The sequence below is a fragment of the Aeromonas sp. S19(2024) genome (assembly GCF_041402625.1).
Taxonomy (GTDB): Bacteria; Pseudomonadota; Gammaproteobacteria; order Enterobacterales; family Aeromonadaceae; genus Aeromonas; species Aeromonas caviae.
Window position 1 is genome coordinate 169,252 of the sequence record NZ_JBGLQU010000003.1, and the last position, 18,669, is coordinate 187,920.

Annotated in this window: 19 protein-coding genes; 13 read left to right on the forward strand and 6 right to left on the reverse strand. The window is 64.1% G+C overall.

All coding sequences use genetic code 11. The features are described from left to right. Positions 1–72 precede the first annotated feature (72 nt). Positions 73–1,083 (forward strand): LacI family DNA-binding transcriptional regulator, encoded by a 1,011-nt coding sequence (locus ACB037_RS08190; protein ID WP_042863778.1) that lies wholly within the window; start codon positions 73–75, stop codon positions 1,081–1,083. Between the two features lie 93 nt (positions 1,084–1,176). Continuing rightward, a complete protein-coding gene (locus tag ACB037_RS08195) occupies positions 1,177–1,935 on the forward strand; it encodes a tRNA-(ms[2]io[6]A)-hydroxylase (RefSeq protein ID WP_042016277.1) in 759 nt (252 codons plus the stop codon). Between the two features lie 138 nt (positions 1,936–2,073). Here ACB037_RS08195 and ACB037_RS08200 read toward each other — a convergent pair whose 3' ends face one another. The 6 genes from ACB037_RS08200 to pspF form a co-directional block, all read right to left on the reverse strand. After that, positions 2,074–2,859, reverse strand: a complete 786-nt coding sequence (locus tag ACB037_RS08200; protein ID WP_039039015.1) for an ATP-binding cassette domain-containing protein — start codon at positions 2,857–2,859, stop codon at positions 2,074–2,076. Between the two features lie 82 nt (positions 2,860–2,941). Further along, on the reverse strand, positions 2,942–3,940 hold the full coding sequence (locus ACB037_RS08205) for an oligopeptide/dipeptide ABC transporter ATP-binding protein (RefSeq protein ID WP_010674529.1): 999 nt from the start codon (positions 3,938–3,940) through the stop codon (positions 2,942–2,944). A 79-nt stretch (positions 3,941–4,019) separates the two neighbouring features. Continuing rightward, the gene (locus ACB037_RS08210; RefSeq protein ID WP_069784996.1) at positions 4,020–4,913 is read right to left on the reverse strand and encodes an ABC transporter permease subunit; all 894 of its coding nucleotides are present in this window, start codon (positions 4,911–4,913) and stop codon (positions 4,020–4,022) included. An 89-nt stretch (positions 4,914–5,002) separates the two neighbouring features. Next, positions 5,003–5,962 carry an ABC transporter permease subunit gene (locus ACB037_RS08215; RefSeq protein ID WP_010674531.1) on the reverse strand — a complete coding sequence of 320 codons (960 nt, stop codon included), beginning with the start codon at positions 5,960–5,962 and terminating at the stop codon, positions 5,003–5,005. Between the two features lie 61 nt (positions 5,963–6,023). After that, on the reverse strand, positions 6,024–7,619 hold the full coding sequence (gene sapA, locus ACB037_RS08220; RefSeq protein ID WP_010674532.1) for an ABC transporter substrate-binding protein SapA: 1,596 nt from the start codon (positions 7,617–7,619) through the stop codon (positions 6,024–6,026). A 136-nt stretch (positions 7,620–7,755) separates the two neighbouring features. Next, a complete protein-coding gene (gene pspF / locus ACB037_RS08225) occupies positions 7,756–8,802 on the reverse strand; it encodes a phage shock protein operon transcriptional activator (RefSeq protein WP_371175172.1) in 1,047 nt (348 codons plus the stop codon). Between the two features lie 196 nt (positions 8,803–8,998). On the opposite strand from pspF, the gene pspA reads away from it, so the two are divergent. From pspA to ACB037_RS08280, 11 genes are all read left to right on the forward strand, one after another. Then, positions 8,999–9,679, forward strand: a complete 681-nt coding sequence (gene pspA, locus ACB037_RS08230) for a phage shock protein PspA (RefSeq protein ID WP_010674534.1) — start codon at positions 8,999–9,001, stop codon at positions 9,677–9,679. Positions 9,680–9,682: 3 nt separating this feature from the next. Continuing rightward, the gene (gene pspB / locus ACB037_RS08235; protein WP_005300084.1) at positions 9,683–9,919 is read left to right on the forward strand and encodes an envelope stress response membrane protein PspB; all 237 of its coding nucleotides are present in this window, start codon (positions 9,683–9,685) and stop codon (positions 9,917–9,919) included. A gap of 106 nt (positions 9,920–10,025) precedes the next feature. After that, entirely contained in the window at positions 10,026–10,430 is a 405-nt protein-coding gene (gene pspC / locus ACB037_RS08240; RefSeq protein WP_010674535.1) for an envelope stress response membrane protein PspC, read from the forward strand. A 72-nt stretch (positions 10,431–10,502) separates the two neighbouring features. Then, entirely contained in the window at positions 10,503–11,909 is a 1,407-nt protein-coding gene (locus tag ACB037_RS08245) for a YcjX family protein (protein ID WP_371175173.1), read from the forward strand. 49 nt (positions 11,910–11,958) lie between these two features. Next, positions 11,959–13,002 (forward strand): YcjF family protein, encoded by a 1,044-nt coding sequence (locus tag ACB037_RS08250; protein WP_226044313.1) that lies wholly within the window; start codon positions 11,959–11,961, stop codon positions 13,000–13,002. A 166-nt stretch (positions 13,003–13,168) separates the two neighbouring features. Further along, positions 13,169–13,963 (forward strand): phenylalanine 4-monooxygenase, encoded by a 795-nt coding sequence (phhA, locus tag ACB037_RS08255; protein WP_371175174.1) that lies wholly within the window; start codon positions 13,169–13,171, stop codon positions 13,961–13,963. 41 nt (positions 13,964–14,004) lie between these two features. Then, the gene (locus tag ACB037_RS08260; protein WP_010674539.1) at positions 14,005–14,343 is read left to right on the forward strand and encodes a 4a-hydroxytetrahydrobiopterin dehydratase; all 339 of its coding nucleotides are present in this window, start codon (positions 14,005–14,007) and stop codon (positions 14,341–14,343) included. Between the two features lie 142 nt (positions 14,344–14,485). Next, the gene (tyrR, locus tag ACB037_RS08265; protein WP_010674540.1) at positions 14,486–16,033 is read left to right on the forward strand and encodes a transcriptional regulator TyrR; all 1,548 of its coding nucleotides are present in this window, start codon (positions 14,486–14,488) and stop codon (positions 16,031–16,033) included. A 222-nt stretch (positions 16,034–16,255) separates the two neighbouring features. Continuing rightward, a complete protein-coding gene (locus ACB037_RS08270) occupies positions 16,256–16,774 on the forward strand; it encodes a YfiR family protein (protein ID WP_236752716.1) in 519 nt (172 codons plus the stop codon). Then, on the forward strand, positions 16,771–18,012 hold the full coding sequence (locus tag ACB037_RS08275) for a diguanylate cyclase domain-containing protein (RefSeq protein WP_371175175.1): 1,242 nt from the start codon (positions 16,771–16,773) through the stop codon (positions 18,010–18,012). The genes ACB037_RS08270 and ACB037_RS08275 overlap by 4 nt, the downstream gene beginning before the upstream one ends. A gap of 33 nt (positions 18,013–18,045) precedes the next feature. Then, a complete protein-coding gene (locus ACB037_RS08280) occupies positions 18,046–18,534 on the forward strand; it encodes an OmpA family protein (protein WP_010674543.1) in 489 nt (162 codons plus the stop codon). Positions 18,535–18,669 lie beyond the last annotated feature (135 nt).

An 18,669-nucleotide genomic window follows, 5' to 3' on the forward strand; every position in this document is an offset into this window, starting at 1 on the left:
ACACCATTCGTGCGACGACAAGCCGGGGGCGGTGCAGTACACTGCGCCCCGTTACGAGCAAGGGAGAACACAATGACGACGATGCTGGAGGTGGCAAGGCGGGCAGGGGTGTCGAAGGCGACGGTCTCCCGGGTGTTGTCGGGCAACGGTTACACCAGCCAGGAGACCCGGGACCGGGTGCAGCAGGCCATCGAGGAGTGCGGCTATCGCCCCAACCTGGTGGCGAGGCAGCTGGCGACCAGGCACACCCGGACCCTGGGACTGGTGGTCACCAACACCCTCTACCACGGCGTCTACTTCGGCGAGCTGCTCTCCCAGGTGGCGCGGATGACCGAGGATCGCGGGCGCCAGCTCATACTGGCGGACGGCAAGCACAGCGCCGACGAGGAGCGCCAGGCCATCCAGTATCTGCTCGATTCCCGTTGCGATGGCGTCATCATCTATCCGCGCTTTCTTGGGGTGGAGGAGATGGACGAGATCATCGAGCAGCATGAGCAGCCCATCATGGTGCTCAACCGGCGTCTGAGCCGCCATCCGGCCCACTGCGTCTATGCGGATCAGCAGGCGGCGGCGGAGGCGGTGGTGGACAAGCTGGTGGCCATGGGGCACAGGGAGATCGCCTTCATTGCAGGCTCTGCGGATTCCCCCACCGGCGCCGAGCGCCTGGCCGGTTACCGGCAGGCGCTGATCCGGCACGGCATCCCCGTGCAGGAGACCTTGATCGCTCCCGGCAAATGGACCCCCGCCTGTGGCGCGGCCGCCGTCTCGACCCTGCTGGCGCGAGGCGCTCGCTTCAGCGCCCTGGTGGCCAGCAACGATGACATGGCGATCGGGGCCATCAAACGGCTGCACGAAGCCGGTGTGATGGTGCCTGACGAGGTTTCGGTGGTGGGGTTTGACGACATCCCCCTGGCCCCTTACGTCATTCCCGCGCTGTCGAGCGTCAAGATGCCGGTGAACGGGATGATCCAGGAGACCATCAACCGCCTGATCACCATGGTGGAGGAGGGGAGCCGGGACGCACTGCCCGCCTTCAGCGGCACCCTGATCCGCCGCGACTCCCTCAGGCGTCTGACGGGCTGAGCCATGATGGCGGTGGGCAGGCCGGGCGGGATCCGTTAGCATAGGCCCCCCGGCGCCAGGCGCCGCGTGTCGTATCAACAGATGAGAGTTCAGATGGATGACCTGTTAGCCCCCGTTCGCCAGTTCCTGCATTGCGAGACCCCGGATGAGTGGGTGGAAATGGCGCGGGATCCCGCCCAGTTGCCGACCCTGCTTATCGATCACGCCAACTGCGAGAACAAGGCGGCACTCACCGCCCACAGCCTGGTGCGCCGCTACTGCCTGCCCAAGGAGAAGCGTCACCTGCTGCCCAAGCTGACCTTCTACCGGGAGCTCGATGCCTTGCCGGAGAAGGCGGAGATCCTCGGCAAGCGCACCATGGGCGAATCAGACAGGAGCGTGTTTGCCGAGCTGGAGCGCAATCCCCTGCTGTTCCCCATGGTGCGCCTCATCCAGGAGGAGTTGCACCACTTCGAGCAGGTGCTGGAGATCATGGCCGCACGGGGCATCCCCTATGGTCCCGTCACCGCCTCCCGCTATGCCCGCAGTCTGCTGACCCATGTGCGCACCTACGAGCCGGCGGCCGTGGTGGACAAGATGATCATCGGTGCCTATATCGAAGCGCGATCCTGCGAGCGTTTTGCCAGGCTGGCCCCTCATCTGGACGAGGAACTTGGCCGCTTCTATGTCTCCCTGCTGCGCTCGGAGGCGCGTCACTATCAGGACTACCTGGCCCTGGCACAGACGTTCGCAGACGAGGACATCAGCGAGCGGGTGGCCTTCTTCGGTCGCCTGGAGGCCGAGCTCATCTGTTCGCCGGATCCGCAATTCCGGTTCCATAGCGGACTGCCTGTCAGATCTGACAGTTGTTGAGATGACGGGGGCTGCCTACCATTCCCCTGTTCCTACTACGAGCGACGCAATCACTTTTTGAACGCAATCCCCCGGCGACTGATGAGACATCAGGCCGGGTTTTTTTATGTCTGGCGCAAGGGGAAACGCGCCGCGGGATCAGCGGCGGTATTCGTTGTTGTAGTTCTGAATAAGGCGGCGGGTGACATCGTGCTGGGGGTCGGCGAAGACCCGCAAGGTCTTGCCGCGCTCCACCACACGCCCTTCGTGCATCACCAGCACCTCGTCGCTGATGTGGCTCACGATCCCCAGATCGTTGGCCACCAGCACATAGCTCAGCCCCATGGTCTCCTGCATCTCCAGCAGCAGGTTGATGATCTGGGAGCGTACCGAAATATCCAGGGTCGAGAGCGCCTCGTCCGCCACCACTATCTTGGGATTGAGGATGAGCGCCCGCGCCAGCCCCACCCGCTGCTGCTGGCCGGCGGAGAGCATCTGGGGATAGAAGAGGGCGTGGTCGGGCAGCATGCCCACCATGCGCAGGGTCTGGATCACCTTCTCCCGGCGCTCCTCCTCGCTCAGGGCCGTGTTGAGGCGAAGGGGGGTCTCCAGGATCTGGCCGACCCGGATTTTCCGGTTAAGGGAGGTGTTGGGGTCCTGGAAGATCATCCGCAGCAGCTTGCAGCGGGTCTGGTAATCGCCGTGGACCATGGGTTGCCCCTCGATGGCGATCTCCCCGCCGCTCGGTTCAATCATGCCCGCCAGAATGCGGGCAAGGGTGCTCTTGCCCGAGCCCGCCTCCCCGACGATGGCCAGGGTCTGGCCCACCTCGAGATCGAACGAGAGGGGCTTTATCGCCTCCACCGCACGGCGCCTGAACAGGCCGGTGCGGTTCTGGTAGGTCTTGCACAGGCCCCTGACCTGCAACAGGGAAGGTTCGGTCACGACGTGGTCTCCTTGGGTGTGCTCGCCGGATAGAGGGGCTGACGGGGCGGGCAGGTGCCCCGGATCAGGGTCTGGTGCCGGTTCATTTCTTCGGTTCTTCCATGTTGAGGGGGAAGTGGCAACTGAACTGATGCCCCTTGACCTTGCTCATCAGCGGCGTCTGCACGCACTGCTTCTGGGCGTAGGGGCAGCGTGGGCCGAGGCGGCAGCCGATGGGCAGATGCTGCAGCGGCGGTATCACCCCGGGCAGGGTCTCGAGCCGGGACTTGTGGCGCACCAGTTTGTCAAAGTCCGGGATGGATTTGAGCAGGGCATCCGTATAGGGGTGGTGAGGGGATTCCAGGATCTGGTCCCGGGTCCCCACTTCCACCATCTGGCCGCAATACATGATGTTGAGGGTGTCGGTCAGGTTCGCGATGGCGGCGATGTCGTTGCTGATGATGAGGATGGTGGTATTGCCCAGCTTGTTCATCTTGTCCAGCAACCGCAGGATCTGGGAGTGGGTGGTGGACTCCATGGCGCTGGTGGGCTCGTCCGCCACCAGCAGGCGCGGCTGGTTGGCGATGGCCATGGCGATCATCACCTTCTGGCACATGCCGTCCGACAGCTCGTGGGGATAGGCCCGCATCACCTTGCGGTGATCCTTGACCCCGACCCGGTGCAGCAGGGCGATGGCCCGCTTCTTGCGCCACTGGAAGCGCTGCCAGAACTTGCCGGTGAAGGCGCTGGTGGGGATGGCCTCCTCGAGCTGGGTGCCTATCTCCTCGGAGGGGTCGAGGCAGCTGATAGGGTCCTGGAAGATCATCGCTATCTCCCGCCCCATGATGCGGCGCCGCTCCTTGGGCGCCATGGTCAGCAGATCCATGTCGTTGAAGCGCATCCGGTCGGCGCGCACCGTCCAGTTGTCCTTCTGGATGCCGACGATCACCTTGGCCACCAGGCTCTTGCCCGAGCCGGATTCCCCCACCAGCCCGCGGATCTCCCCCTCGTTCAGGGTCAGGCTGACTCTGTCCACCGCCTTGACCTTGCCCTGGGGGGTGTCGATTTCGATGGTGAGGTTGCGTATGTCGAGCAGAGGCATCAGCAATGTCTCCCGTTCAGGGCGCAGCAGGGTCGCTCAGGGCGTCCGGGGGCGGGGATAGATAACAAGGCTGGCAACATCAGTCGTTCCCCTCTTTGAGTGCTTCGCGAATGCCTTCGCCCACCAGGTTGGTCACCAGCACGCTGAACAGGATGGCCATCCCGGGCAGGGTCACCGTCCAGGGGGCCAGATAGATAAGATCGCTCGAATCGGCCAGCATGGCACCCCACTCCGGCTGGGGAGACTGGGCCCCGAGACCGAGGAAGCCCACCGCCGAGATGTCCAGGATGGCGGCGGAGAGGGTGCGGGTGGTCTGGGTCACCAGGGTCTCGACGATGTTCGGCAAGATGGCCAGACGCATGATCCGCTGGGGCGGAGAGCCGTCGAGGCGGCTTGCGATGATGTACTCCTTCTGCATCTCGGCGTGGACCGCGTTGTAGGTCGCCCGGATGAAGGGCGGTATCAACGCGAGCGTGATGGCGATCAGGGTGTTGAACAGACCCGGCCCCAGGATGGCCACGACGATGATGGCCAGCAGCAGGGACGGGATGGAGAGCAGGGTATCGAGCAGGTGATGGAGCACGCTCGACTTCACCCCCTTGCTCATGCCGCCGAGGATGCCGATGGCCGAGCCGATGACCAGCGCGATGAGCACCACCAGCAGGGCGTTGCCGAAGGTGAGCCTGGCCCCGGCCACCAGACGGGAGAGGATGTCGCGCCCCAGATCGTCGGTCCCCAGGAAGTAATCGATGTTGCCGCTGTTGGCCCAGGAGGGGGCGAGCAGCAGGTGGCTGCTGTGCTGATCGTCGATGCCGTAGGGGATCACCAGGGGACCGATGAGGGTCACCAGCAGCAGCAGCCCGAAGCACCAGAGCCCCGCCATGGCCAGCGGGTTGCGCCGGTAGGAGGCCCAGGTCTGCTCCAGGGGGGAGAGGATCTTGAGCTCCGGATAGATGTTCGATTTATCGTGCATGGTGCAGGCTCCCGTGCCGGTCGCAAGGGGATGGGCACGCCTGTGCACCGGTGGCCCATGGGCCGCCGTGGTTCATCCACAGACCGCAATCAATCTTGTCTTGCATAGAGTTCTTTACGCCGTGCCGGATACATGATGGTGGTCAGCAGATCGGTGCTGACGCTGATGAAGATGACGAAGCTCGCCACCACCAGGAAGGCGCCGCGGATGGCGGCGTAGTCCTGCAGCGCGATGCTGCTCACCAGCCAGCGGCCGATGCCGGGCCAGTCGAACACCACCTCGGTGATCATGGCGGAGGTGAGCACACTGCCAAGTTGCAGCCCCAGCAGCGGCAACACGGGGGGTAGGGCGTTCTTGAGCCCGTGACGCCAGACGATCTGGCGGCGGGAGAGCCCGCGGCTGGCGGCGGCCTTGATGTAGTTCTGTTTCATCACGTCGATGAGGGAGCTGCGCACGTGGCGGATCACCTCGGTGGTGGGCACCACGGCCAGCACCAGGGAAGGCAGTACCAGATGGCGCAGGGCGTCGTGCAGGGCCGCCTCCCGCCAGGGCTCCTGGCTCATCAGCACATCGACAATGGCGATCCCGGTGATGGAGGGCACGTCGTAGAGCAGGCTGATCTGGCCGGAGGAGGGGAGCCAGCCAAGATCCAGGGAGAAGAACATCACCATCAGCAGCCCCAGCCAGAAGACCGGGATGGCATAGCCGACGAGGCCGGCGGCCATGATGGAGAGGTCCGGGCTGCGCCCCTGATAGAGGGCCGCCAGGGTGCCCAGGGGGATGCCCACCAGCAGCGAGATGGCGAAGGCGGCGAGGCAGAGGGTCAGGGTCGCCGGGAAGTAGTGACGGATCTCGTCGAGGACCGGCTGGCCGGAGACGCTGGAGAGCCCGAAATCCCCGGCGGCGATGCGCTGGAGGAAGTCAGGATAGCCGTGCCAGAAATCCAGCACCTGGGTGATGAGGCGAAACTCCAGGAGGTAGGCCCCCAGAGTCAGCACCAGGAGGGTGATCACCAGCAGGGTGATGCGGCGCAGGATATAGAAAAACATGCTTATGCCTCCTGGGGGCGGTGCGCCGATGGCCCGACGATGGAGTGGTTATCTGTCATGGTCACTCCCGATGGGCCTGGTTGAAGGTGGTGCCGCCAAAGGGCATCAGGGTCAGCCCCTGAATGTCGCTGCGACTCACCTGGGTTCTCAGGGCATGGGCCAGGGGAATGAGCGGCAACTGCTCGTTGAGCAGGGACTGGGCATAGTAATAGTTGCGCAGGCGGAAGGCGAGCTGCGGGGTGGTCACCGCATCGTCCAGCAGCTGATCAAACGCCGGGCTGCACCAGCGGCTGTAGTTGTTGCCCCGCTCGACGGCGGCGCAGCTCAGCAACTGGCGGAAGAAGTTGTCCGGATCCGCGTTGTCGGCGATCCAGCCCGAGAGCAGGCTGTCATATTGTCCATGGGCGAGCCGGGTCTCGATGACCGGCCAGGCCTGCTGCACTATCTTGAGGCTCACCCCAATCTTGGCGAAATCGCTGCGCATCAGTTGCGCCGTCTTGAGGCCGTCCGGGTTGTAGGGACGGGCGCCGGGTTGCACCAGCACCTGCATCTCGAAGCCGTTGGGGTAGCCCGCGTCCTTGAGCAACTGGCGAGCGAGCTTGAGATCCGGCTTGCGCTGGGGCAGGGAGGGGTTGTAACCCCAGGAGAGGGGCGGCAGCAGGCTGGCGGCGCTCTGGCCGGTCTCGAAATAGACAGCCTGCAGCAGATTCTGCACATTGATGGCGCTGGCGAGGGCCTGGCGCACCTGCACCTTGTTGAAAGGTGCCTTGCGGGTATTGAGGGCGAGGAAGGCGACGTTCATCCCCGACTGCACCGACAGATCCAGGTGGGAGTCCTTGTCTATCACCGACAGCTGGCTGGCAGAGGGGGTGCTCATCACGTCGCACTCGCCGGTCAACAGCTTGGCAAGGCGCTTGGAGGACTTGGGGGTGATGTCGTAGATGAGCTGCTCCATTCTGGCCTCGCCGCCCCAGTAGCCGGGGTGGCGCAGGTAGCGCACGAACTCGTTGTGGCGATACTCCTTGAAGCTGAAGGGGCCGGTGCCGATGGGGCGGCTGTCCAGCAGCGCCGGGGTGCCGGCCTTTAGCATCTGCTCCCCGTACTCGGCGGAGAGCACGATGGCGTAGTCGCTGGCCAGGGTGGCAAGGAAGGAGGCATCGGGGCGGTTCAGCTCGAACACCACCTCATAGGGCCCCTTCTTGTAGACCCGCTTGATGAGGTTGCCGAGCCCCAGGCTGTAAAAATAGGGGTACTCGCCGCCGGAGACGGCGTGGAAGGGGTGGTGTTCGTCCAGCAGACGCTGCCAGGTGAACAGGACGTCGTCGGCATTGAAGTGACGGGTCGGGCTGAACCAGGGGGTACGGTGGAAGGTCACTCCCTTGCGCAGGGTCAGGGTATAGGAGAGGCCGTCCTCGCTGCTTTGCCAGCGGGTGGCGAGCCCCCCTTCGATGCCGAGGGTGTTGGCATTGACCTCGAGCAGGCGATCGTAGATGGGGCGGGCACTGGCATCCAGGGTCGCATCCGAATTGGCAAGCTGCGGGTTGAAGGTTCGGGGTGCCCCTTCGGCACAATAGATGAGCCCGGTTTTGGAGGCTTCATCGCGTTTCTGACAGCCGCTGACCAGGACCAGTAGACCAAGCAGCAGGGGGGTGAGCATTCTCATGTTGGAACCATGTTTTCAGACAGAGTTGCCCGCCAGGGGGCGGGCGCGTTGCGGGGGGCGGCCGGGCAGGCGCTCCCGTCAGGGGTGACGTACGCCGCGTTATCCGCGCGCGCAGACCCGGTGCCAGGCATCAGCCCGCCTCCTGGTTGCCACTGTTGTCATCCCCGTCCAGCAATTGATATTTGCGCAGCATCCCCCGGAACTGGTGATAGCTCAGGGCCAGCAACTGGGCTGCTTTGCGCTGATTATACTGGGATTGCTGCATCGCTTGCTTGAGTAAATTAATCTCGTACTCCGCCACCGCCCCTTTGAGATCCAGCGGCAGGGTCAGGGTCGGGGCCGTCTCTGCCGAGGTCGGCGCGTCCGTGGAAGGGGCGGCGTCACCTCGGGCACGGGGGCGCCAGGGGGAGTCAAAGGGATTGAGCACCAGATCCGCCAGCGGCAACTGGGGGTTGCCCTGGCGATAGAGACTGCGCTCCACCACGTTCTTGAGCTCCCGCACGTTGCCCGGCCAGGGATAATCTTGCAGCAACTGGGTCGCCTTGCGCGAGAAGCCGGCAAAGAGCGGATACCCCAGCTCCCGGGTCATGCCGTGGGCGAAGTGCTCCGCCAGCATCAGGATGTCCTCGCGCCGCTCCCGCAGGGGGGGCAGGGTGATGACGTCGAAGGCGAGCCGGTCCAGCAGGTCGTGACGAAACCGTCCTTTCTCTGCCAGTGCAGGCAGATCCTCGTTGGTGGCGCACACCAGCCGCACATCCACCTTGAGGGGCTTGGCGCCGCCCACCCGCTCGAACTCCCCGTACTCGATGACCCGCAGCAGTTTTTCCTGCACCCGGGCGCTGGTGGTGGCCAGTTCGTCGAGGAAGAGGGTGCCGCCGTCGGCCCGCTCGAAGCGCCCCTGATGACGCTTGGCGGCGCCAGTGAAAGAGCCCGCCTCGTGGCCGAACAGCTCGGTCTCCAGCAGGCTCTCGCTCAAGGTGGCGCAGTTGATGGTGACAAAGCTTTGATCCCAGCGATCCGAGAGATAATGTAGGCGGTGGGCGATGAGCTCCTTGCCGGTCCCCCGCTCGCCGATGATGAGTACGGGCTTGCGCAGCGGCGCGAGGCGCGATGCCTGCTCGATGATTTCTAGAAATGCGTTGGATTCACCCAACAGACTTTCCGTGGCCGTGGTCATCCCTGCCCCTGTGAGTTGAAAAATCTGGTTAATCTTACCAAAAGTTGGTTATTTTAATCATCACTTGTTTCCCCGGGACTTGAACTGCATTCTGAGTGCCCATATAAATCAACAAGTTAAATATTGTTCCAGATTGGCACACAAGTTGCCATTGTCAATGGAGACACAACCCGATGCCTATCACAGGAGTACAATCATGAGCATTTTTTCTCGCCTGGCCGACATCATCAATTCCAATCTGACGGCCCTGCTCGACAAGGCGGAAGATCCCCAGAAGATGGTGCGTCTGATCATCCAGGAGATGGAAGATGAACTGGTGAAGGAGCGCTCCAATCTGGCCCGCTTCCTCGCGAATCAAAAAGAGATCGGCCGTCAGGTGAGCCGCCATCAGGAGCGGGTCGCCGAGTGGCAGGGCAAGGCCGAGCTGGCCCTGACCAAGGGGCGCGAAGATCTGGCCCGGGCTGCCCTCATCGAGAAGAGCAAGCAGGCGGAGCTTGCCGACGCCCTGTCTCGTGAACAGCAGGCGGTGGACAGCGGCATCGAGAAGCTGGGGGAGGAGATCCGCCAGCTGGAAGCCAAGCTGGAAGACGCCCGTGCCCGCCAGAAGGCGATGGCCATTCGCAGCGAAGCCGCCAGCAGCCGCCTCAACGTGCAAAGCCAGGTGGCCCGTGGCGACAGTCAGGCCGTGGTGAGCAAGTTCGAGCGCATGGAGCGCCGCATCGACGAGATGGAAGCCCGCGCCGATCTGGGGCAGTCCGACAAGGCGCTCGCCCAGCAGTTTGCCGAGCTGGAGGCGGACGACCAGATCAGCCGCGAGCTGGAAGCCATGCGCCAGAAGCTGGGCCAGCACAATCCGGCACCGAAACAGGGAGAGTAACAGATGGAAGATCTGCTGGGTGTATTGATGGTTCCCATGGTGGTCTTCATGGTGGTGGTGGCCCCCATCTGGCTGGTGCTGCACTACCGTGCCAAGGGACGCATTGGCGCCGGTCTTGCCGATGGTGAGCGTGAACAGCTGCAGGGCTTGCTGGTGCGTGCCGAGAAGATGCAGGAACGGGTCGGCGCCCTGGAGTCGATTCTGGATGCCGAGGTTCCTGGTTGGAGAAACAAGGTATGACGGTTTTCAATGAGAGAGGTCATGACCGTGGCAAAAAGCCGGAGCGGGCCGAAACCCTATTGGAGTCGATTCTGGATGCGGAAGTCCCCGGTTGGAGGAACAAGGTATGAACAGTGTCAGTCGTGAAGGGCGCAACCTGTACCGGGATCCCCAGCGGGGCAAGATTGCCGGGGTCTGTGCCGGTCTGGCAGAGTACTTCGGGGTGGAGACCTGGATCGTGCGGCTGCTGGCCATCAGTGGTCTCATCTTCGCCGGTTTCATCACCTTCACCGCCTATATTGCCGCTTGGTTCTTGCTCGACAAGAAGCCGGTCACCCTCTACTCCCAGGAAGATGCCGAGTTCGCCGAGGTGCGGATGAAGGCGCGCAGCTGGCAGGCAGGCGTCACACCTCATCAGGCCCTTGCCCGCATCGGCCAGGAGCTGGATGCACTGGAGCCCAGGGTGCAGCGCATCGAGAAGCTGGTGACCTCCAAGGAGTTCACCCTGCAACGGGAGTTCAGCAAGCTCTAATCGTGCCGGGCCGCGAGGATACTGTCTCGCGGCCGTCTCTCTGATGTGATCACAAGGAGAAGAAGACCCGCCTTGATACGCAACAAACTCGAACACTCCTGGTCGGTGCTCCAGCACAAGGCCGTTGACGCGGTGAACCGGGCCCGGGATCGCCACATCCGGCTGGCGGTCACCGGCCTCTCTCGCAGTGGCAAGACCGCGTTTATCACGGCGCTGGTCAATCAACTGGAGCACGCGGCCATCGATGGTCGTCTGCCGCTCTGGGACGCCCAGCGCCAGGGACGCATCCTCGGTGCTCGCCGGGTGCCCCAGCAAAACGCCCACATTCCCACCTTCCCCTACGAACGGGGCCTCGATGCCCTGTTTGGCGATCCGCCCGCTTGGCCCGCGCCGACCCGAGGGGTGGCCGAGGTACGCCTCGAGATCCGTTATCGCACCCGCCATCCGCTGCGTCGGCACCTGGGTGAGATCTCCACCCTCTATGTGGATCTGGTGGATTATCCCGGGGAGTGGCTGCTGGATTTGCCGCTGCTGGATCTGAACTACGAGCAGTGGAGCGAGCAGGTGCGGGAGCAACTGCGTCGTCCCGAGCTGCAAGCCCTGGCGGCAGGCTGGTTGACGCCGCACTGGCAGGCGGATCAAGCCTTCGAGGAGCGGGCCGCCAGCGAACTGGCCGCCCGCTACACCGATTATCTGCACGCCTGCAAGCAGGGGCTCGGGCTTCACCTCATCCAGCCCGGGCGTTTCGTGTTGCCCGGCGAGTATGCCGGTGCGCCGCTGCTGCAATTCGTGCCCTGGGTGTGGGAGATGCCCACACACTCCCCCGAAGACGGCACTCTCTACGCCACCTTCAAGCAGCGCTTCGAGCAGTACAAGCAGCATCTGGTACAGGGCTTCTATGAGCAGCACTTTGCAGGCTTTGATCGCCAGATCGTGCTGGTGGACTGCCTGGCGCCCCTCAATGCCGGTGCCGCGAGCTTTGGTGACATGCAGCAGGCCATCGCCCGCATCATGGAAAGCTTCGCCTACGGCAAGAGCAACTGGTGGCGCCGCCTGTTCGCCCCGCGCATCGACAAGCTGCTGTTTGTGGCGAGCAAGGCCGATCACGTCACGCCGGAGCAGCACGGACCTCTGGTGTCGCTCCTGCAGCACCTGGTGAGCCGTGGCCGGGGTCAGGCCCGCTTCGAGGGGATAGAGACCGAATGCCTGGCGCTCGCCGCCATCAAGGCCACCGAGGTGGGCAAGGGGGTGGCAGACGGACGGGAATTTCCCGCCATTCGTGGCACTACCCTCTCGGGCGAGCCCTTGCTGCTCTTCCCGGGGGAGGTGCCTGCCCAGATCCCGCCTGCGCAGTGGTGGAAAACTCAAGGGTTTGATTTTCAGGCCTTTCGCCCGTTGCCCATGAGCGCCCATCAGGCGCTCCCCCATATCCGGCTCGATGCGGCGCTGGAATTCCTGCTCGGGGATCACCTCGAATAACGGGTGGGTGGCCCGCTGTGCTCGAGGGGCGCCCACAGGAGAGAATGCGATGAACGATCAGACAAGATGGCGCACCGATGACGCCGCTCCCCTGCAAGGCAAGGTGACGCTGGAGCCCGCGCCCTCGGTGGCAAGCGAAGTGCAGCCACCGGCCCCGGCCCGGCGGCTGGAAGAGGAGAGCTTCGAGCCTCTGGACGCGCTGGACGAGCTCACCGAGGTGGAACCCGCGCTTACCGTCAGGCCTCGGCGCCGCCATCGTCTGCTGGCCTGGGGGCTGGGCGGGGTGGGGCTGCTGTCGCTTGGCCAGTTTGGCGCTTTTCTGGTGGATCAGTTTGCCGCCTCCCCCTTCTGGGGCGGCGCCTGGCTGCTCGCCTCCGGCCTGGTGGCGGTGGGCACCGCCGGGGTGGCGGGGCGCGAATGGCTGCGGCTGCGCACTTTGAAGCGGCGCCAGGATGTGCGCTCAAGAGCCGAGGATCTGCTGGCCCATCAGGGGGTGGGTCAGGGGCAGGCCTTCTGCGAGGCCCTGGCCGAGAAGAGCGGTGACAAGGGGCGGGAAGGGTATCGCACCTGGCTATCCCAGCTTGACGAGAGCCACAGCGATCGGGAAGTGCTGACCCTCTACAGCCAGCTGGTGCTCACCGAGCGGGACAAGCTGGCCCAGGCCCGCGTCGCCAAATGGTCGGGGGAGGCCGCCGTGCTGGTGGCCCTGAGCCCGCTCGCCACCGTCGACATGATGCTGATGCTCTGGCGCAACCTGCGGATGATCGAGGACATCGCCGATGTCTACGCCATCGAGCTCGGCTACTGGAGCCGCATCCGCCTCATTCGCCAGGTGTTTCGCAACATGCTCTATGCGGGGGCCACCGAGCTGGTGACCGAGGTGGGAATGGATCTGCTGGGGGCCGAGCTGACCGCCAAGCTCTCCGCCCGCGCTGCCCAAGGGGTCGGGGCCGGGTTGCTCACCGCGCGCCTCGGGATGCGTACCATGGAAGCCTGTCGTCCGCTCCCCTGGTGTGCCGACGAGAAGCCGAAACTGGGCGAGCTGCGCAAGCGGCTGATCGGCCAGTTGGCGGGTTATCTCAACAAGTCGTGAGGTGGCTGGGATTCGATAGGGATGTCACAAATAATTTACAATTGTCAAAAGCAGCCGACCCCGGGGTCGGCTGCTTTTTTGAGGGGCAAACCGTTACAGTGATCCCATGACTCAACGACCAGTGACCGCCCGGATGGCGGCTGGCACCCGAAGGATGGGATCACTCATGGCAAGTCTCTACACGGCCCGCCAACCGGATGGGCAGGGCAGGATCCACTACACGGACGAGGAGCACGGCACCTGGCGGATCCTGATTGCACGCCAGCTTGCGGCGCTCGATGGCAAGGCCTGCGACGAATACCAGGCCGGGTTGGCACGCCTCGACCTGCCTCTGGACCGTATCCCCCAGCTGGGCGAGATCAACGCCGCCCTGATGCCCGCCACCGGCTGGTCGGTGGCGGCGGTGCCGGCACTCATCTCCTTTGATCACTTCTTCGCGCTGCTCGCTGATCGCCGTTTTCCCGTCGCCACCTTCATTCGCCGCCGGGACGAGCTCGACTACCTGCAAGAGCCCGACATCTTCCACGAGATCTTCGGCCACTGCGCCATGCTGACCAACCCGGCCTTTGCCCAGTTCACCCACCTGTATGGTCGGCTCGGACTCCATGCCAGCAAGGAGGAGCGGGTCTATCTGGCGCGGCTCTACTGGTTCACGGTGGAGTTCGGTCTCCTGCAGGGGGAGGAGGGGCTGCGTATCTACGGCGGCGGCATTCTCTCCTCCATCGGCGAGACCGCCTATGCCCTCTCGGGCAAGCCCGAGCTGCAACCCTTCGATCTGCTGGAGATCCTGCGTACCCCCTATCGCATCGACATCATGCAGCCGACCTATTTCGTGCTGCCTCGTCTCGATACCCTCTATGGTCTGGAGGGGCAGGGGATCATGGCGGCCGTGGCCGAGGCCCGTCGTCTTGGCTTGCGTCCACCCCGCTTTGCCCCCGTTGCCGGCAAGCAGGCGAGCTGACCCGAATTCATTCCCACGATGTTTCATGAAAGGAGTCCCGAATGACTGAACTGGCGAGTCAACGATGCGAGGCGTGCCGCGCCGATGCCCCCAGGGTGAGCGATCAGGAGCTGGGGGAGCTGATGCACCTCATCCCCGACTGGCAGCCCCTGGTGGTGAACGGCGAGCTGCAACTGCGTCGTGAATTTGTGTTTCGCAACTTCAAGGAGGGGCTGGCGTTCACCAACCGCCTCGGAGAACTGGCGGAGGCGGAGTTCCATCATCCGGCGATCTTGCTTGAATGGGGCAAGGTGACCGTGAGCTGGTGGACCCACAAGATAGGCGGCTTGCATCGCAACGACTTCATCATGGCTGCCCGCACCGACGGTCTGATGAAGTAACCGCCGTCTGGCGCCAGCGCAGACAGGGCCTGCCCGGTGAAAGCGGGGCAGGCCCGCATTTTTGTGGGGGAGCGCTCGCACTGGCGGGATCGAGTCTGTATTATCCCGTTATTCAGAATGTTAGCTAGGAAGTGTGTGCCGAATGCGTCTTGAAGTCAGCTGTGAAGACCGTCTGGGCCTGACCCGGGAATTGCTCGACCGACTGGTGGAGCACAACATCGATCTGCGCGGCATCGAAATCGATACCTCAGGCATCATCTATCTCAATTTCCCCGAGCTGGAGTTCCGTGACTTTCAGCATCTGATGCCGGAAATTCGCCGCATTCCCGGCGTCTATGACGTCAAGACGATCCCCTACATGCCCTCCGAGCGGGAACACCACGAGATAGAGGCCCTGCTCAAGGCCCTGCCGGACCTGGTCTTCTCCCTCGACAGCAAGGGGCGGGTGACCCAGGCCAACCAGGCCGCTCTCACCACCCTGGCGTTGCCACCGGACGAGGTGCGCGGCGTGGCGATCGCCTCCCTGGTCAAGGGTTTCTCGTTTGGCCGCTGGCTGGAGTCGGGGGAGATCAAGCCCCAGACCTGCAAGCTGAGCCTCGGTGGCGAAGAGTACCTGGGCGATCTGATGCCGCTGTTCGTGGCCGAAGAGAAGGGCAAGCAGGCTCTGGCCGGCGCCGTGGTGGTGCTCAAATCCGCCCGCCGGGTCGGCATGCACTTCAGTGCCCTGCACGCGGTGGAAGTGGGGGGCTTTGAGCACCTCCAGGCCGAGAGCCAGAAGATGAAGGAGGTGCTGGCCCAGGCAGCCAAGCTCGCGATGCAGGACGCCCCCTTGCTCATCGTGGGGGAGACCGGCACCGGCAAGGAGTTGCTGGCCCGGGCCTGCCACGGCGCCAGCCTGCGCTCCAGCCACCCCTTCATGGCGCTCAACTGTGCGGCCATGCCGGACAACGTGGCCGAGAGCGAGCTGTTCGGCTATGCCCCCGGCGCCTTTGGCAACAACACCGAGGGCAAGCGCGGGGTGCTGGAGCTGGCCAGCGGTGGCACCCTGATGCTGGACGAGATCGGCGACATGTCCCCCCATCTGCAGACCAAGTTCCTGCGGGTGCTGCAAGATGGCGTGTTTCGCCGGGTCGGTGACGAGCAGGAGGTGAGGGTCAACGTGCGCTTCATCTGCACCACCCAGAAGCAGTTGCTGGATCTGGTCCATGAAGGGAAGTTTCGCGAAGATCTCTACTACCGCCTCAATGTGCTTAGCCTCAATCTGCCGCCGCTGCGCGAGCGCAAGGCGGACATCATGGCCCTGGCCCAGCAGTTCGTGTCGCGCTTTGCCAGCGAACTGCAGCGCCCGCGCCCGCGCTTTACCCGCAACATGGCCGAGTACCTCACCGCCTACCGCTGGCCCGGCAACGTGCGCCAGCTGCGCAACTGCCTCTATCGGGCCATGACCCTGCTGGAAGGGGACGAGATTGGACCCGAGCACGTGGACTTGCCGGTGGCGGCCGATGCCATGCCTCTCATCGACGAGTGGTTCGAAGGGGGGCTCGACGAGGCGGTGAAGCGTTTCGAGAGCCGCCTGCTGGAGCGGCTCTACCCGGCGTTCCCCTCCACCCGCCAACTGGCCAAGCGGCTCGGTGTCTCCCATACCGCTATCGCCAACAAGCTGCGCGAATATGGGATTGGCAAGAAGTAGTGTCGATGGACGGTGTCTGCCAGGGACACTGAGCGCCTTGCAGGCACGGCTGCGACACCCGGTGACGCAACCGTGCCACTTGCCTCTGGGGGCTGGCCACCCGGCTGGTAAGCTCGGTGCGGTGCCATGCTGGCACTCTCATCCTGGGCGTCGGGTGACCCCGGCGCCGACCTGGACACTCTCGCGGGCACCATGCAGATGTTTTGTTACCTCCGGTTACTGATGTGGCTGACGCCACTGTGCTGCATGCTGATGCTGGCAAACCAGGCCATGGCGGCGACCTCCGCCGAGGCGCGCAGCGACATGGTGCGCCAGACCGTGCTCGATATCCTCAGTTACACCCGCTGGCCCAGCGAGCCCGCCAGACTTCGGCTCTGCATCACGGCGCCGACGGAATATGCGTCATCCCTTCTGACCATTGAACGGCAGGCCAATGGCCGACCGGTGGAGGTCCATCGCTACGACATGGACGACGAGTCACTGATCCAGCGCTGCGATGTCATCTATCTGGGGGTGCTGGCACCGGCGCAGCGCCTCTCCCTGTTCGAGCGCCTGCGCGGTCACGCCATCCTCAGCATCAGTGAGCAGAGCCGCGAATGCATCGCCGATGCGGTCTTCTGTCTGCAGGCCGGGGAGGAGAGGGTGCGTTTTCGGGTCAATCTGGATGCGCTGGCCCGCAGCGGCGTACGAGTGCACCCGGCCGTGCTCAAGCTGGCGCGAGCCGATGAGGAGGTGCGATGACGGTCCATCACGCCACTCCCAGGCTTACCCTGCGACAGAGTCTGGGGCGCACCCACATGATGATCTCCCTGACTGCCGTCTGCATGGCCGGGCTGTTTCTGACCATCACGGCGCTGCTGGCGCTGCGCCTTTATGCGGATCACAACCTCAAGCTGGTGGCGCGGGCCATCAGCTACACCACTGAGGCGGCCGTGGTCTTCCATGACAAGGAGGCGGCACTGGATGCCCTGGAGACCATCACCTCCCGGGAAGACATAGCCAGCGCCAGCATAGTGCTGCCGGACGGCCAGGTACTGGCGAGCTGGCGCCGGGACATCACCACCCCCTGGACCACCCTGGAGCAGCACCTGGCCCGCCTGATCCTGCCGGGGCCCGTGGCGCTCCCCATGGTGCGCGAGCACAAGGAGATAGCCAGGGTGCATCTGGTCGGTCACGGCCAGTACCTGCTGCGATTCCTGTTGCAGACCTTGCTGGCTACCCTGGTGTGCCTGCTCATCAGTATTCTCGGGGCACTCCATGTGGCGCGCCGGATGCAGCGCTCCATCACGGCACCCCTCAAGGCCCTGACCGAGGTGGCTTACAACGTCAGCCGCCAGCGGGCCCTCAAGGAGCGGGTGCCGGCGGCCAATATCGCCGAGCTGCACGAGCTGGGTGAGGATTTCAATTCGCTGCTCGATGAGCTGGAAGCCTGGCAGGCCCACCAGAAGCGGGAGAACGCCAGCCTGCTGCATCAGGCAACCCATGATCCCCTGACCGGTCTGCCCAACCGCGCTCTGTTCGAGGCTCGCATGGAGCAGGCCATCCTGGCAGGCAACAAGGGGCATGAAGGTTTTGCCCTGCTCTATCTGGATTGCGATCGTTTCAAGCAGATCAATGACAACCTGGGCCACGGCATCGGCGACGAAGTGCTGATCGCCGTGGCGCGGCGGGTGCAGCATCAGCTCAGGCCCCTGGATCTGGTCTGCCGGCTGGGGGGAGATGAGTTCGTCATCCTCCTGACCCCGATCCAGGGGGAGGACGAGGTGCGCGAGGTGATAGGGCGAGTGCAGCAGGCCATGAACACCCCCGTGGTATTGAGTGACGGTCGCCATCTCGGGGTGGGGATCAGCATCGGTTCTGCCCGCTATCCCGAGCAGGGGAGGACGGCGGATGCCCTGCTGCAATGGGCAGACGACGCCATGTATCAAACCAAACGACAACGCAGGGAGGAGAGAGAAACACGAAAAACGAGCACGTGAAGTTGAACCGGAAATAGTGAAAGGATGATAAGAATGCGCATGTTGAACCCGATCAAAGCGGGCCTGGTGGCACTGTTGCTGAGTGTGCTGGCGGCGTGCCAGAGCCCTCCCCAGGGGCTCACGGCGGAGCAGATCGCCGCCTTGAAGGAGCAGGGATTTCACCTGACCGACGAGGGATGGACCCTGGATATCTCCAACAAGGTGCTGTTCGCCAACAATGTGGGGGCCCTCAACCCCGAGACCCGCCAGGTGGTGGAGAAACTCGGCAAGGCCCTGATTGAGGTAGGACTGAACCGGGCCCGGGTGGACGGTCATACCGACTCCAACGGTGATGAGGCCTACAACCAGCAACTCTCCCTCAAGCGGGCACGGTCGGTGGCCGATGTCCTGGTGTCGGTGGGTATGCCCCAGGGGAACCTGGATATCCGTGGCCGCGGAGAAGAGGCGCCCATCGCCGACAACGCGACCGCTGCCGGGCGAGCGGAAAATCGCCGGGTTGCCATCATCATCGGCAATGGCTGACCCCGTCAGCCGGTATCGGCGCGGCGCTCCCGTCGGGAGCCTTGAATCAACCGCCTGATCCTGTGTGTGCCACCACTCTCCAGTGGGAGAGTGGCTCTCTTCCCTTGTTGTTTCACGCCTTCCTTGCCTGACGCG

Bases quoted from the DNA above. Each gene is read 5' to 3' on its own strand.
- ACB037_RS08215 (WP_010674531.1), bottom strand. From the start codon at position 5,962: ATGTTTTTCTATATCCTGCGCCGCATCACCCTGCTGGTGATCACCCTC.
- ACB037_RS08205 (WP_010674529.1), bottom strand. From the start codon at position 3,940: ATGCCTCTGCTCGACATACGCAACCTCACCATCGAAATCGACACCCCC.
- sapA (WP_010674532.1), bottom strand. From the start codon at position 7,619: ATGCTCACCCCCCTGCTGCTTGGTCTACTGGTCCTGGTCAGCGGCTGT.
- pspA (WP_010674534.1), top strand. From the start codon at position 8,999: ATGAGCATTTTTTCTCGCCTGGCCGACATCATCAATTCCAATCTGACG.
- ACB037_RS08275 (WP_371175175.1), top strand. From the start codon at position 16,771: ATGACGGTCCATCACGCCACTCCCAGGCTTACCCTGCGACAGAGTCTG.
- ACB037_RS08250 (WP_226044313.1), top strand. From the start codon at position 11,959: ATGAACGATCAGACAAGATGGCGCACCGATGACGCCGCTCCCCTGCAA.
- ACB037_RS08280 (WP_010674543.1), top strand. From the start codon at position 18,046: ATGCGCATGTTGAACCCGATCAAAGCGGGCCTGGTGGCACTGTTGCTG.
- phhA (WP_371175174.1), top strand. From the start codon at position 13,169: ATGGCAAGTCTCTACACGGCCCGCCAACCGGATGGGCAGGGCAGGATC.
- pspF (WP_371175172.1), bottom strand. From the start codon at position 8,802: ATGACCACGGCCACGGAAAGTCTGTTGGGTGAATCCAACGCATTTCTA.
- ACB037_RS08195 (WP_042016277.1), top strand. From the start codon at position 1,177: ATGGATGACCTGTTAGCCCCCGTTCGCCAGTTCCTGCATTGCGAGACC.
- ACB037_RS08190 (WP_042863778.1), top strand. From the start codon at position 73: ATGACGACGATGCTGGAGGTGGCAAGGCGGGCAGGGGTGTCGAAGGCG.
- ACB037_RS08270 (WP_236752716.1), top strand. From the start codon at position 16,256: ATGTGGCTGACGCCACTGTGCTGCATGCTGATGCTGGCAAACCAGGCC.
- pspC (WP_010674535.1), top strand. From the start codon at position 10,026: ATGAACAGTGTCAGTCGTGAAGGGCGCAACCTGTACCGGGATCCCCAG.
- ACB037_RS08210 (WP_069784996.1), bottom strand. From the start codon at position 4,913: ATGCACGATAAATCGAACATCTATCCGGAGCTCAAGATCCTCTCCCCC.
- tyrR (WP_010674540.1), top strand. From the start codon at position 14,486: ATGCGTCTTGAAGTCAGCTGTGAAGACCGTCTGGGCCTGACCCGGGAA.
- pspB (WP_005300084.1), top strand. From the start codon at position 9,683: ATGGAAGATCTGCTGGGTGTATTGATGGTTCCCATGGTGGTCTTCATG.
- ACB037_RS08260 (WP_010674539.1), top strand. From the start codon at position 14,005: ATGACTGAACTGGCGAGTCAACGATGCGAGGCGTGCCGCGCCGATGCC.